This is a genomic window from Bradyrhizobium daqingense, from assembly GCF_021044685.1.
GTDB lineage: Bacteria > Pseudomonadota > Alphaproteobacteria > Rhizobiales > Xanthobacteraceae > Bradyrhizobium > Bradyrhizobium daqingense.
Map to the genome: position 1 here is coordinate 7,390,312 of NZ_CP088014.1, position 13,792 is coordinate 7,404,103.

The window sequence follows — 13,792 nt, forward strand, 5'->3', positions numbered from 1 at the left end:
GTCTCTCTCCTCAGGTCCTGCTTAGGCCGCCGCGCGGCTCAGCTCGGAGGCGCCGGCGGCGCCCGCGGTCTGCTCCTTCAGCGCCGCGATCAGACCGGGACGGTCGAACTTGGCGACGTAGTCGTGGAAGCCGGCCTGACGGCCGCGCTCGATCGCCGCCGGCGATACCAGCGCGGACAGGCCGATGATCGGCATCGAGCCAAGATTGTTGTCGGAGCGGATCACCTCCGCGAAGTCGAACCCGTTCATGTCGGGCATCTCGATGTCGGTCAGCACCACGTCGAAGCTCTGCGCGCGCAGCGCAGCCAGGCCCTCCTGCGCGGTCGGCGCGGTGCGGACGCGGTAGCCGGCGGCCTTGAGGACGGGGGCCAGCATGTTGCGGAAGAACGCGCTGTCGTCGACCAGGAGCACCGACTGCGAATGCAGCGACGGCTTCATCTCCTTGCGGGTGAACCAGTCCGAGAACGCCATCGGCAGGAAGTGGCCGACGTCGATCACCTCGGTGGCCTGGCCCTTGATCACGGCCGAGCCCAGAATGCCGGAGGACGAGCCGCCGACCTCGATGTTGAGCCGCTCCTCGACGATGTCGATGATCTCGTCGACGACGAGGCCCATGGAGCGGCCGTCATCGGCGAACACCAGGATCGGCTGGGCGCCTTGGCTCGCAATGGTGACGCCCTCCATGGCGACCAGCGGCATCAGCTGCTCGCGGTACTGCACCATGTAGCGGCCGTTCGAGAACTCGATCTTGTCGGCGGGCAGCTCCTCGAGGCGCGTGACCAGCCCGAGCGGGACCGCCTTGGGCTGCGACGAGCCGGCGCGGAACACCAAGAGCGAGGTGGTCTGCTCGCCCGCGCCGATGTGATGCGCCCCGTTCTCGTCGCCCATGTCATGGGCGGAGGAGCCGGCGGCGCCGAGCGCCTTGGCAATGCCGTTGGGATCGATGATCATGATGACCGCGCCATCGCCCAGGATGGTGTTGCCGGAGAACATGTCGATGTGGCGCAGCTTGGTCGACATCGGCTTGACCACGATCTCTTCGGTGTGGAACACGCCGTCGACGACGATGCCGAAGGTCTGGCTGCCGACCTGGGTCACCACGATGAAGCCGTTCTCGGGATCGGAGGCCGCGCCGTCGTCGATCTTGAGCAGCTTCTTCAGGTGGATCAGCGGCAGCAGCTTGTTGCGCAGGCGCAGCACCGCGGTGTCCTTGATGCGCTCGATGCGGTGCTCGGAGTTGGCGCGGGCCCGCACCAGCTCGACCACCGAGAGCTGCGGAATCGCGAAGCGATCGCCGGCAGCTTCGACGATCAGCGCCGAGACGATGGCGAGCGTCAGCGGGATCTTGATGGTGACCGAAGAGCCCTCGCCGGCCACGGACTTGATGTCGATGGTGCCGCCGATCTGGTCGATATTGGTGCGGACCACGTCCATGCCGACGCCGCGCCCCGACACCGAGGTGATGGCGGCCGCCGTGGAGAAGCCGGGCGCGAAGATGAACTTGTGGATCTGGGCTTCGCTCATCTTCTCGAGCTCAGCCTCGGTGACGAGACCTGACGAGAGCGCCTTGGCCTTGATCTTCTCGGTGTTGAGGCCGCGGCCGTTGTCGGCGATGCAGATGATGATGTGGCCGCCCTCGTGATAGGCGGACAGGCGGATGGTGCCCTGCTCGCCCTTGCCGCTGGCGAGGCGCTCGGCGGGGGTCTCCAGGCCATGGTCGGCGGAGTTGCGCACCATGTGGGTGAGCGGGTCCTTGATCAAATCGAGCACCTGGCGGTCGAGCTCGGTGTCGGCGCCGTGCATCTCCAGCTCGATCTGCTTGCCGAGTTCGCTCGACAGATCGCGGACGATGCGGGGCAGCTTCTGCCAGGCATTGCCGATCGGCTGCATGCGCGTCTTCATGACGCCCTCCTGCAGCTCGGCGGTGACGTTGGACAGGCGCTGCAAGGGCACCTTGAACTCGGTGTCCTCGTTGCGGCGGGAGATCTCCAGCAGCTGGTTGCGGGTCAGGACCAGCTCGGAGACCATGGTCATCAGGTGCTCCAGCGTGTCCACGTTGACGCGGATCGACTGGTTGGCAATGCGGTCGCCTTCGCCGGCAATCTCGTCGGCCATCGACTTCTTCGCCGCGGCCTTCTCCCTGGCGGCAGGCTTTGCGGCGTCCTTGGCAGCGTCCTTGGCGGCCGGGGCCTCAGCGGCCGGCTCGGCCTTGACTTCGGCCTTGGCGACGGCGGCGGGGGCCGGCGCTTCGATCGCGGTCTCGCGGAAGGCGCGCTCGAGCTCGTCGAGCGAGACCTCGCCCGGACGCAAGGGCCGCTCCAAGGTCTGGTCGATCAGCGTGCCCGTGGTCATCTCCTTGGCGGGCGCGGCAGCCGGGGCTTCCGGCACGAGCGGCGGGGCTTCTGCAACGGGAGCAGCGGCACTTCCAGCGGCCATTGCCGCCATGCCCTGCTCGACCATCGCTTCCAGCTTGTCGATGAGATCGCGGTCGTTGCCCTCGGGCTCGGCTTCGGTGGCCTCGAGGCCTGCGAGGATCTCCTTGATGCGGTCGATCGAGGACAGGATCACCGTCACCGCCTGCCCGGTCACCGGCATGCCGTCACGGAATTTGCCCATCAACGTCTCGCCGGCATGCGCCAGCGCTTCAAGCCTGGGCAGGCCGAGGAAGCCGCAGGTGCCCTTGATGGTGTGGACGAGGCGGAAGATGTTGTCCAGGATCTTGGCGTTGTTCGGCTCCTGCTCGAACTTCACCAGCTGATTGTCGACGGTGTCCAGGCTCTCGCTGGTCTCCGTCAAAAACTCCCGCAACAGATCATCCATGAAAACAGGCCTTCATACAGAGAGGGCGCGCACGAGACGTGATGCGCCATTTCGGAATGGGGCCAGCTTCACCGCAAAGCGTTTAATATTGGTTGAGTATGTGCAAAAGAACGGAACCAACAAAGAGATAAGGCGCTCCGGACAAGCCGAAGCGCCTCGTAAGGATTCGATTAACGACTCGGACGCGCCGCGCGCGTTTACGAAGCGCTAACGATGATGGCTTCGCCTTCCGGCTTGAGCGTCACCGTGAGCCCGCAGGCCTGCGCGAGCAGACGCGTATAATAAGGCTGGATCGCATGCGCATCGGCAGCAGGTCCGCGCTCGCCGCTCAGGAGCTCGGAGATGTTCTGCGGCAGGCGCGCATTGTGCCCGGTCGCGGTGATGCGGAAACTCATCGTCTCGCCCTCGCCGATCGGATCGATCGTCAGCATGCCGCCGCGCGGGATCGTGTGCTGGGCAACGACCAGCATGTTGAGCAACAGCTTGACGCGGTTCTTCGGCAGCAGCAGCCGCGGCAGATTCCAGGTGATCGAGCACTTGCCGTCCTCGATGTGGCCGCGCGCCATGGTCTGGGCATCACCGAGATCGATCTGCGCGCCGGAGGAGCCGGCGGCGCCGAAGGCGAGGCGGCAAAACTGGAGCCGGGCCGAGGCGGTCTTGGCACTCTTGCGAATCAGCTCGAGCGCGAACTCGCGGTCCTCGGGTTTGGGGTCGTCGTCGAGCACCTCGAGTCCGTTGACGATGGCGCCGACGGGACTGATGAGATCGTGGCAGACCCGCGAGCACAGGAGCGCGGCGAGTTCGAGCATATCGGGAGCAGTAGCGGTCGCGGGCGACGAAGCGTCAGACATATAATGGGGTCCTGGAGGGTTCCTGGCATTGCACGGCGCTGGACGCCGCGAATCACGCATGCTTGACGGATGCTGCGGGTTCTAACATTCGCAAGCCTGCGGCAGCTAGCTTGCGATAGGTTCGAAGCGGCCATAAAGGCCCGGTCGAATCGATCAGGGCGAATCAACCGAGAGGGGCGAGACTTGCCGATGAATGAGGCACGCAAGTGAGGGTGATCGACGATGCGGCCGCATCCGGCCTGATGGAGCCGCTCACCGCGCTGGTGGTGAAGGCGGGCGAAGCGATCCTAGCCGTCAACCGCGCCGCGATGCGGGTCGACGGCAAGCAGGACGGCTCGCCGGTGACCGAAGCGGACCTTGCCGCCGACCGCATCATCGCGGAGGGCCTCGCGGAGCTCGCCGGCGACGTGCCGATGCTGTCGGAAGAGCGGACCCAGCTCGCCGCCCCGCCGTTCCGGGGCAGCTTCTTCCTGATCGATCCGCTCGACGGCACCAAGGAATTCGTCGCCGGCCGCGACGAGTTCACCGTCAATCTCGCTCTGGTGACCGAAGGCGTGCCGCTGCTCGGCATCGTCTCCGCGCCTGCGCTCGGGCTGCTCTGGCGCGGCATTGCCGGGCGCGGCGCCGAGCGGGTCAGCTTTGACGGCACGATGATTGGCACGGCCGAACCGATCCGCACCCGCAGGCTGCCGCCGCAGGGCGAACCCTGGATCGCGGCGGTGAGCCGCTCCCATGGCGATCCCAAGAGCGAGGCGTTCATCGACAACCGGCCCAATGCCGTGAGGAAGACGTGCGGCTCGGCGGTGAAATTCGGCCGTATCGCGGAAGGCAGCGCCGACATCTATCCCCGCTTCGGACCAACTTCCGAATGGGACGTCGGAGCTGGAAGCGCGGTCGTGACCGCGGCGGGCGGCAGGGTGACCGACGGCAAGGGCGGCGAGCTTCGCTTCGGCCAGCGCAGCGGCGGCGGTTTCATCATCCCGGAGTTCATCGCCTGGGGCGACCCACAGGCGGTACAAAGCTACTGACCGAGCGTGTTCTGCAGCATCGGCCAGCGCTTGCGAACGTCATAGAGGAAGCGCTCGGGATCCGCGGCGAAGGCATCGCGGTTGGCTTCCCGGCTGAACAGATAGAGCTGCTGCGCCACGATCGCGAAGAAGCGGGGATTGCCGGCGATGACGACGCCGCGGGCGATGTCGGCGGGATCATAGCCGCCGAACTGCGGTCCGTAGATCTCGGGATGGGCCAGGAAGGAAGCCCGGTTGCCCTCGTTCCGGAAGCGCCAGACCGCGCCCCAGAGGTTGGCCTCGAACTGCGCCTTGCCTCGCGCGGCCGCGCCATCGACGAAATAGGCGACGGGGTCGAAGCCCTCGATGGCGACGCCGCTGAAACGGTTGACGACGATCCGCTCGGTGGTGGCAGCCTCCGCCGGCAACCCCACGCAATCGATCCAGATGCCTGCCAGCAGGCAGACGAGGCGGCCGATCAAGGCAATTCCGGGGCGCAAAGGGCTATCTTCCTGCCGTTGTGCCGTCATAGTTGCTGCGGATAACATCCGAGTCGAGGGGACATCCGGCGCAACCTAGAGCCGTGCCTGTTGGCGTCAGGTTAAGGAAGCGATCGGTTTCGATACCAGGGGTTCTTTTTATGACTTTCGCATCACGCCTTGCTGCACTCGCGCTCGTCGCGATGGTCGGCTGGATCGTGCCGGCCTCCGCTCAGCAGGCACCGCCGCCCAACCTGCCGCCGCCGCAGCGAACCCAGACCCCCAGCACCTATGGGCCGGACGAACTCGTCACCGCCGGCCACCGCTTCTTCGGCAATGTCTCGCGCGGGCTTGCCTCGATCATCGAGAAGGCGGTCAGCCAATGGGGCCTGCCGAACGGATATATCCTGGGTGAGGAAGGGTCCGGCGCCTTCGTCGCGGGCCTGCGCTACGGCGAAGGCACGCTCTACACGAAGAACGCCGGCGATCTGCGCGTCTATTGGCAGGGCCCCTCGCTCGGCTTCGACTGGGGTGGCGACGGCGCCCGCACCATGACGCTGGTCTACAACCTGCCTGCCACCAACGCGATCTACCAGCGCTTCGCCGGCCTCGACGGCTCGGCCTATATCATCGGCGGCTTCGGCATGACGGCGCTGACCGCCAACAACATCGTGCTGGTGCCGATCCGCTCCGGCCTCGGCCTGCGGCTGGGCGCCAATATCGGCTATCTCAAATACACGCCCAGTGCGACCTGGAACCCGTTCTAGGCACCGTTCCCCCTCCGCTTAAGGATCAAGGTTAACGACAGAGCGGGGCTGGCCTTTTGCCGGCCCGCCATGGCATTGTCGTTGGTAAATTTTTCCTTAGCTCTCGGAGTTCTGGCCCATGGTCGAGCCGATCATGTACCTGGCGATCGGTTTCCTGCTCTCGATGCTGTGCGGGCTCGCCATCGTGCCGCTGGTGCATAACCGCGCGGTGCGCCTGACCACGCGCCGGCTCGAGGCCGCCACCCCGCTGTCGATGGCCGAGATCCAGGCCGACAAGGACCAGCTCCGCGCCGAATTCGCCATGTCGGCGCGGCGGCTCGAGATGAGCGTCGAACAGCTCAAGAACAAGACCACGAGCCAGCTCGCCGAGCTCGGCAAGAAGAGCGACGCCATCAACCGCATGAAGATCGAGCTCGGCGAAAAGAACGCCACGATCTTCGCGCTGGAGGCGCGCGAGAAGGCGGTGAAGGAGCAGCTCCGCGCCACCGAAGAAGAGTTCGCCGCCAAGACCGCATCATTGCGCGAGGCCGAGATCGCGCTAGCCGACAAGCAGGCCGAGCTCGCAAGGATCAACACCGAGCTCTCCGACCGCTCGATGATGGCGGAAAGCCGCCAGGTCGAGCTGGTCGCGGTACGCGCGCAGATCGAGGAACTGAAGAATCGCGTCGGTGATGCCGAAAAGGAGTTCGCGGCGACGCAGACGCGCCTCGCGCAGGAGCGGACCGAATCCGAGACCGCCTCGCGCGAGCTCGCCGAAGCCCGCGGCCGCGTCGAGAATCTGAGCCAGCGCGTCACCGAGCTCGACCGCCAGCTCATCGTGCAGGTGAAGGAGGCCGAGATGCTGTCCGGGCGCGTCGCCGACCTCGAGGCGCGCCTCGCCACGCAGGGCAAGCTGCTCGCCGAGCGCGACTACGAGAACAACCAGCTGCGCCAGGCCAATGACAATGCCGAACGCACCGTGAAGGAGCTGCGCGTCGAGCTCGCAGGCTTGAGCGGCGGCAAATCGTCGGCCGCGTTCGAGGCGCTGCGTGCGGAGAAGTCCGCGCTCGAGGAGCAGCTCCGCAGCGCGCGCGACGAGCGCGCCAAGCTGCAGCGCGACATCAACGCGATCCAGCAGCAGGCGGAGAGTTCCTGGGCCACCGAGCGGATGGAGAACGCGCTTCTGCGCGAGCGCATCAACGACATCGCCGCGGAAGTGGCGAAGCTCGCGATGCAGCTCGAAGGCCCGAACTCGCCCATCGAGGCGCTGCTCGCCGCCGAGGCCGGCCAGCCGCCCAAGCCGGCACCGCGCCCGGCCAACGACGCTGCGACCAAGGGCCCGGGCGCCGCGAGCCTGCCCGAGGGCGGCGGAACGCTCGCCGAGCGCATCCGCGCGCTCCAGGCCCACGCCTCCCGCGCCCGCCAGCAGGGCGCCTAAGCGGGCCGAAACCCGGCCCCGCATGCGAATTGCGTGGCTTGCGGAAGGTTTTGCGGCCGCAACCCGCCTGAAAACTTGACACCTTCGGCCCGCACTTCTAAATCGCGGGCTCCATGTGCCGGCCGACTGACAAGTCCGGCCGCCTGCATGATGGTCCCGGGCGCATAGCTCAGCGGGAGAGCGTTCCCTTCACACGGGAGAGGTCCAAGGTTCGATCCCTTGTGCGCCCACCATTTCAAACCTGAATTCAATGATTTAGTCGCTGGCTTCCCCTGTAATGTGCCCCAAAAAAGCGGGGGCACAATAGGGGCACATCGGCTCCTACCTTGGTCAGTCGTTTCCGAGAAGCCAACCATCCAAGAGCAGACGGCAGGCGCGTTATTGCCGAGCATGTTTTCGTAAAGAGCATGCGATGCTGCTCTAGACTTGCGAGCAACAGCGACGACGCGCGTGAAGGCTTTGGTCTAGTCCGCAGCGCATGAAAGCGCCGCTCGCGATCATCGCGGATTCGATGGCAATTCCCGCCGAACATGGACTGCGGAGGTCTAGGTGGTTACAATTATGGGTTGACTCGTCTGGGGGCAGACGGGCGTACGAACAAGGGGGTAGGCCGTCTGTCGACCATCACCGCGACTGATCTCACGTCCGCGCTGACAGGGAATCCGGAAGCACTCGACGTTCACCTCATGTTGGTGGAGCGCGACGTCCTCATCGAGGGTCATTCGGTCAAGATCCACTGTCATTGCCTCACAGTGGATGGAAACGGCCGCGTCCAGCCGCACCGGCTGGCGGAGTTCATGCGGAACGCCGTAGTCGACTATGCGATACCGCGCTCGAAGCTCGCTGCAGCGAAAGCGCGCGACGCCAAGTACAATAGCACCGAGGCGGTCGCCGAACTCGTCGAGCGCGCCAAGCGGTCGTTCACCGATTTGGCGAAGACCGGAGAGGGCGGCGAGATGCTGCTGTTCTTATTGGCCGAGCGCTTCCTCAAGCTGCCTCAGATTCTGTGCAAGATGGATCTCAAGACAGACACGCGCCTACACTACCATGGAGCCGATGGGGTGTACGCTGGCGTGATGCCGGAAGGCATCCCGAAGCTCTACTGGGGTGAATCCAAAATCTACAAGGACGCGGGAGCCGCGATCCGCGACTGCCTCGCCTCACTCGCTCCCTTCCTCATTGAACCAGAACACGAGGAGACCGACAGGGAACGCGATCTGGTGCTCCTGAGCGACAAGGCCGACCTCAGTGATGCGACGCTCACCGACGCGCTGAAGAAGTATTTTGACAAGTCGTCGGTGATGTCCAAGCGGGTCCAATACTGCGGCGTGGCCCTGGTGGGCTTCGACGCGCCGTTCTATCCGAAAGATGACGTAAAGGCGATCGCGGAGGAGATCGTTGAGGCCTCACGCGCGGAACTGGCCGTTTGGAGCAAAAGGATCGGCGAGCGGCTCAAGTCGGAGAAGCTCGACCAGATGGAAATCGAGCTGTTTTGCATCCCGCTGCCGTCGGCCGACGGCTTCCGCGCCGCATTTCTCAGAGCGATGGGGATTAAGACGGAATGAGCCTAGTCGGTCTCCAGTCGTGGCTTCTTCAGGAAGGAATTCGCGACGATCTCGATGCGATCATTCGACTCACCGTGCGCACCGAACTTGACAACCTAGTGCCCGAACCCGCCGCCCCCTCTGCCGTGGCGATCGATTGGCCAAGGCTGCTGCTCGCCGGCAGCATATTGGCGCGGTCCGATCAACGGATCGACCAGGAGGCCGCGCTCCGGATCGCAACTGCGGCGATCTCTCTGACGGACGATCAAGCACTCAAGGACGCGGGCGCTGTCCTGTTGGGCAAGCTCTCCAATTACCGGGCCATCACGCTAGCCAACGATCGCCACCTACTGACGGCCGGTCTCGACCGGACGGCTAGGTGTGGCGCTGCGCCTTGAATCCCAGCGGCGCGAGATGGACCGTTCCATCCTGGTGGAATCGAGCGGCGCTTGGCTGCAGGTGAACGATTTTCAGCAACGCTTCTGGCCAATGCGGGCGGAGGAAGTTGGCTCTCGGCGTCCGCCCCCACTGCCTCCGGGAAGACGTTTCTCGTCCTTCAGTGGTTGATCGACCAACTAAGCGCGGGTGACACCCGGGTCGCAGTCTACCTCGCCCCTACCCGCGTGTTAGTTTCGGAGATCGAGACCACTCTCCAAGGTCTTCTCGGCAAGACCAAGCGCATCGAGGTGTCGTCCCTTCCCCTCCGTGACAAGTACGAAGCGGCGCGCGCTGGAGGCGCGCAAGTAATTCTAGTCTCCACGCAGGAGCGGCTGCACCTTCTCGCCAACGTGCTCGGCGACGCGTTCTCAATTGACCTGCTTATCGTGGACGAGGCGCACAAAATCGAGGACAGCCAACGCGGCGTGATCTTGCAGGACGCCGTAGAGCGGGCTAGCCGTGCGAACTCGAAGCTGAAGGTCGTATTCATCAGCCCCGCGACACAGAACCCGGAGGCATTGCTAACGGACGCGCCCGACGGTGTGCAGACTGTCGCCGTCGACAGCGACGCTCCCACCGTTCTCCAGAACCTGATCGTCGCGAACCAAACCCCACGCAAGCCGAAGCTCTGGAACCTGACCGTCCGACAGCAGGGTTCGACACTTCCAGTCGGAACGCTCCAGCTCGCAAGCACGCCAGCGGGACTTAGGAAGCGCCTCGCCTTCATCGCCGCAGCGGCGGGCCAGAGAGGCGGAACGCTCGTCTACACGAACGGCGCCGGAGAGTCGGAGGATGTCGCCGATCTGGTTAGCCAGCTCCTGCCTCAGCCTGGCTCAATCGATCCGGAGCTTGCACAGCTCGCCGACCTCGCCCGGAAGGGCGTACGCCCCAACTTCCGCCTTGCACCGCTCGTTGAACGCGGGGTCGCGTTCCACTTCGGCAATATGCCATCGACGCGGCATCGTGGCGCTTCGAGAGACTGGCCGCCGAAATGGACCCGAGCCGCATGAATGTGGTGAGCAGATAGGCGCCCGAGTCCTTGAGGTTGGCCGAGATGATCCGCGGGAACATCGAGTGGCACCGTACCACCGGTAGGACCTACAGCCTTCCGGTGCAGATCCGCAACACGATGGAGCTGGTCGAGCAAGTCGCGCGATTCAAGGCGCCGAAGTATCTGTCCGCCTACATGGATGTCCTGCACATGCATCTCCGCCAGATCAACCGTGAGGACCTGATTGATCACGGCTTGGACATCGGCACACAACTTGAGTTTGGTATTTCGTCGAGGACCCTCCTCTCACTCATGGAACTCGGTCTCTCCCGCATGAGCGCGGTTGCCTTGTACGAGAAGACCGATCTCAGTAAGGAGGAATGCGTGGCGTGGGTCACCGAACGCGAAGGTCAGCTCGAAGCCATGGATTTCCCGGTCATCATCGTCCGCGAGCTACGCGATCGGCTTCTGCCGCTCGACGACGTGGACAGCAATTCTACCGCTTGATTGGAATGGAGGTTTCACATGCCCGCGAAGCCGATCGACCTCGGCCCACTGCACTTCGCCAAAAGAGGTGACGCCGTTGCTTATTTGAATGACATGCTTCACCGGTACGACGTGGGCGATCGGGTTGGCGCCAATGACACAGTGATTCTACGAGCGGCACTGGAGCACCATCCCGATGCCGAGGCCAAGAAGGGATGCGGAATTACCCACTTTAACGTCCGAACTGCTGACTTCGGTACGAAATGCTTCTGGTTGAACCGTACTGACGGAACGACCGAAAAGTTTTCTCATAGGGCCTGTATCTACGGTACCTAGCTAAGCAATTCGCCGAGCTCGGTTGCATAGCGGTGCGCAGTTCTCGGCCTGGTCGGGCAAGATTTTCGCAGGTTCAAATTGCGGAGGCGCAACCACCGATACCGACATTCGGTTCAAGTTGCGATCTGATGGCTTAAGACCACGGCGTCCCGAACGCAGTGAGCATCTTCTAAGTTATTGATCTTTCTTGGTGTGGTGATCGTCCTCGTCCCGTTTTGTTCACGGTCGTTTCACCCAATTCGTTGCGATTTCATTGCTGCCTTTCGCAACGAGAACGGCGCTCGCTGAAACATCGAGCGTGCGTGTGGCAACGCAACGAGTAGGTTGCCGGCCGCTATTTCGCAGAGGGTCGACTTCCCGCGAGATCTCCAGGAGCGCCAGCAAGTACACTGATAGGGCGTTGCCGCTGCTCGACGGCATGAAGGCGCCCGAGAAAATTGTCGAAACGCGCCGCGGGAGATACTCAAGCCAATTTCGCCTAAACCGGAGACACCGGCGCCAGATCCAGACGAAGACGATATTGAGGATGATCTCGACGAAATCGATGAGGCGTCGCGGCAGGATCCGAAGTTGCCGCACTTTATTCACAATTCACACGGGGATGCAGATCCGCGGCCGCTCAAGGCATGGCTAATCAAACGGCTGATGCCAGCGGTGGGGCATGGCTTGCTGTCGGGTCAGTGGGGCGCCGGCAAAACATGGTGCACCATCTTGGTGCACGGTGAGCGAAGCAGATCGGGTTGGCGGGACGTTGGCCCATGCGCCGTTCTTCGTGGCGAGCTCCTTAATCCAGTCGGCGTCGTAGCCACGTCAGAAAGCTGCATCGATCCGCGCTTCAGACAAGATAGTCGCTTTCTGGCAAGCCGATTCTCGTGAGCCTCGTCGGGCGTCAGCGCCAGCCGGACCGGCAGGCCGTTGGCATCCACGAGTGCATGAATCTCACTGCGAGGAGGTGGAGGCGGCCGGCTTCGTACTGGACGCGGAAAGCACAATGCTCGCGAACAAGGACGATCCGCACTCGATGAAGGTGTTCGATCCCTCGATCAAGGGCGAGACCGATCGCTTCGCCTATCAGTTCGTGAAGCCATGACAGGTCCGGGATGTAGGATGGACGGAACTTCCTCTAATCGAGCGGCACATCAAGTTGGATTGTTGTGCCCTTTGGCTCGTTTGATGAGACCGCGATGCGTCCATTGAGTTGGGCAAGCAGGCTCTTGATCACCTTGAAGCCCAGGCTCGCTCGCGGCTGGTCCATATCGAAATCCGCCGGCAGTCCCACGCCCTGATCCGCTACCACGACATGCAAATCGGCTCCGCGCCCCGCGCCCGCCACCTGGATTTCGCCGGACTTGTCGGAGTAGGCGTGCTTCGCCGCGTTCGTGACAAGCTCATTGATCAGGAGGCCAAGCGGAATTGCCTTGTCCGCCGGAATCATCAGGTGGTCGAACTTACAGTCAATCTTGTAGGCGAGCGTTTCTTGCAGCTTCCTGCAAAGCTCGCCCGCGAAGTCCGCAATATCGACAAACCCGATCCTGGTGCTGCGCCACAGGTGGTCGTGAACCTGGGCGATCGTCGTGATGCGGGAAGCGGCGTCCTTGAGCGCGTTTTGAACTTCCTCGGACTGTGCGCTGCGGGACTGGACGCGGAGCAGGCCTACCACCGACGCCAGGCTGTTCTTGACACGGTGGCTCATCTCTCGAGTCAACATGGCTTGGTGCTCGAGGGCTTTTTGGAGCTCGGCGTCGGCATGCTGCCGCTCAATGGCGATGCCGAGCAGGCCCGCAAAGCCGGCAAGGAAATCAGCATCCGCGAGATCGAACTGACCCGAGTCAGCGCTGTCGACTTCCAGAACACCAAACGGTAGATGACCTTCGCCGCCCCGCGCGATGAGAACGTTGATGGCGCGCTTGATGCCGTGCTCCGACAGTAGTTTCGGCGTTCGAAAGCGGGTTTCTTCCTGCAGGTGGTTGGAAATGACGATTTGGCCGGTATGGAACGCGTAGCCGGCGGGAGACTCCAGATCGACGCCCAGGGATATCTGGCCGATCGTCTCCGGCGCCCATCCGACGCCTGCGCTCACCAGCAACCGTTTTTCCTCCGGCATGTACTCCAGGACCTTGGCAAAAGGTGTTTCGAGACCCTGGGCACAGAGCTGCGTCGCTCGTTGGAGTATCTGGCCGATGTCGCGGGTCTGCAGCGCGGTTCGGCCGAACTCGCCCAGCAAGGACTGTTGCCTCAACCGGTACGGAAGTTCCTGTCTGGTTGCCCCGGTCGATGCGACGGGAGACGTCACGGATTCTGTCCCCGTGAGGGTTGGCATGAACTCGTCCCTTCGAACCCTGGCTGGCCCGCCTTCGGCTTGTAGCATGATAAGTTACGCGCCTAACCTCTTTCCTAGCGTCTAGTGCTTGGCGCGGCCTTGCTGGAAAATACCCTAGTAGGATCTCAATTATGGAACTTACTGTTCCACCACGTCTTACCCTGCCGCGCGACTGCGACGAGGCAGCCAGGGGGAGATTGGCTTTGACCGATGCGGTTAAGATTCTGGTCGTCGAGGACGACCAGCTTATTCGGGCTATGGTCGAAGAAGCTCTTTCAGACGGCGGCTTTGCGTCCACCCTGACGGCGTCTGGCGAGGAAGCCATTACTCTTTTGC

General features: G+C 63.5%; 12 protein-coding genes, 1 tRNA gene and 1 pseudogene. 9 read left to right on the plus strand and 5 right to left on the minus strand.

Going from position 1 to position 13,792, the window contains the following annotated elements:
• Positions 1 to 21 precede the first annotated feature (21 nt).
• Together LPJ38_RS35240 and chpT are read right to left on the minus strand one after the other, a co-directional pair.
• Entirely contained in the window at positions 22 to 2,820 is a 2,799-nt protein-coding gene (locus tag LPJ38_RS35240; protein ID WP_231088508.1) for a hybrid sensor histidine kinase/response regulator, read from the minus strand.
• A gap of 197 nt (positions 2,821 to 3,017) precedes the next feature.
• Positions 3,018 to 3,671, minus strand: coding sequence for a histidine phosphotransferase ChpT (gene chpT / locus LPJ38_RS35245; RefSeq protein ID WP_167520810.1), 654 nt, complete (start codon positions 3,669 to 3,671; stop codon positions 3,018 to 3,020).
• Positions 3,672 to 3,913: 242 nt separating this feature from the next.
• Here chpT and cysQ point away from each other — a divergent pair, with 242 nt between their 5' ends.
• A complete protein-coding gene (gene cysQ / locus LPJ38_RS35250) occupies positions 3,914 to 4,699 on the plus strand; it encodes a 3'(2'),5'-bisphosphate nucleotidase CysQ (RefSeq protein ID WP_145642895.1) in 786 nt (261 codons plus the stop codon).
• On the opposite strand, the gene LPJ38_RS35255 is transcribed toward cysQ, so the two are convergent.
• Positions 4,693 to 5,178 (minus strand): YHS domain-containing (seleno)protein, encoded by a 486-nt coding sequence (locus LPJ38_RS35255; protein WP_145642891.1) that lies wholly within the window; start codon positions 5,176 to 5,178, stop codon positions 4,693 to 4,695. The genes cysQ and LPJ38_RS35255 overlap by 7 nt on opposite strands.
• Before the next feature lie 140 nt (positions 5,179 to 5,318).
• Between LPJ38_RS35255 and LPJ38_RS35260 the strand changes: the two genes are divergently transcribed.
• The 8 genes from LPJ38_RS35260 (at position 5,319) to LPJ38_RS35295 (ending at position 11,136) form a co-directional block, all read left to right on the plus strand.
• On the plus strand, positions 5,319 to 5,924 hold the full coding sequence (locus LPJ38_RS35260) for a DUF1134 domain-containing protein (protein WP_008563691.1): 606 nt from the start codon (positions 5,319 to 5,321) through the stop codon (positions 5,922 to 5,924).
• A 118-nt stretch (positions 5,925 to 6,042) separates the two neighbouring features.
• Positions 6,043 to 7,341, plus strand: coding sequence for a coiled-coil domain-containing protein (locus LPJ38_RS35265; RefSeq protein WP_145642889.1), 1,299 nt, complete (start codon positions 6,043 to 6,045; stop codon positions 7,339 to 7,341).
• Positions 7,342 to 7,499: 158 nt separating this feature from the next.
• Positions 7,500 to 7,574 (plus strand) — tRNA-Val (locus tag LPJ38_RS35270).
• 333 nt (positions 7,575 to 7,907) lie between these two features.
• On the plus strand, positions 7,908 to 8,906 hold the full coding sequence (locus LPJ38_RS35275) for a HamA C-terminal domain-containing protein (protein WP_231088509.1): 999 nt from the start codon (positions 7,908 to 7,910) through the stop codon (positions 8,904 to 8,906).
• Positions 8,903 to 9,283: a hypothetical protein gene (locus tag LPJ38_RS35280; protein WP_011084976.1), complete on the plus strand. Its 381-nt coding sequence runs from the start codon at positions 8,903 to 8,905 to the stop codon at positions 9,281 to 9,283. Before LPJ38_RS35275 ends, LPJ38_RS35280 begins: the two co-directional genes overlap by 4 nt.
• A gap of 51 nt (positions 9,284 to 9,334) precedes the next feature.
• On the plus strand, positions 9,335 to 10,333 hold the full coding sequence (locus LPJ38_RS35285; RefSeq protein WP_014497703.1) for a DEAD/DEAH box helicase: 999 nt from the start codon (positions 9,335 to 9,337) through the stop codon (positions 10,331 to 10,333).
• Positions 10,334 to 10,377: 44 nt separating this feature from the next.
• Entirely contained in the window at positions 10,378 to 10,821 is a 444-nt protein-coding gene (locus LPJ38_RS35290; protein ID WP_231088689.1) for a hypothetical protein, read from the plus strand.
• Positions 10,822 to 10,839: 18 nt separating this feature from the next.
• The gene (locus LPJ38_RS35295) at positions 10,840 to 11,136 is read left to right on the plus strand and encodes a DCL family protein (RefSeq protein WP_011084973.1); all 297 of its coding nucleotides are present in this window, start codon (positions 10,840 to 10,842) and stop codon (positions 11,134 to 11,136) included.
• A gap of 741 nt (positions 11,137 to 11,877) precedes the next feature.
• Here LPJ38_RS35295 and LPJ38_RS35300 read toward each other — a convergent pair.
• Both LPJ38_RS35300 and LPJ38_RS35305 read right to left on the minus strand, forming a co-directional pair.
• Positions 11,878 to 12,080 (minus strand): annotated as a pseudogene (locus tag LPJ38_RS35300) (transposase); the annotation flags it as partial.
• A gap of 179 nt (positions 12,081 to 12,259) precedes the next feature.
• Entirely contained in the window at positions 12,260 to 13,456 is a 1,197-nt protein-coding gene (locus tag LPJ38_RS35305) for a sensor histidine kinase (protein ID WP_014497705.1), read from the minus strand.
• Positions 13,457 to 13,792 lie beyond the last annotated feature (336 nt).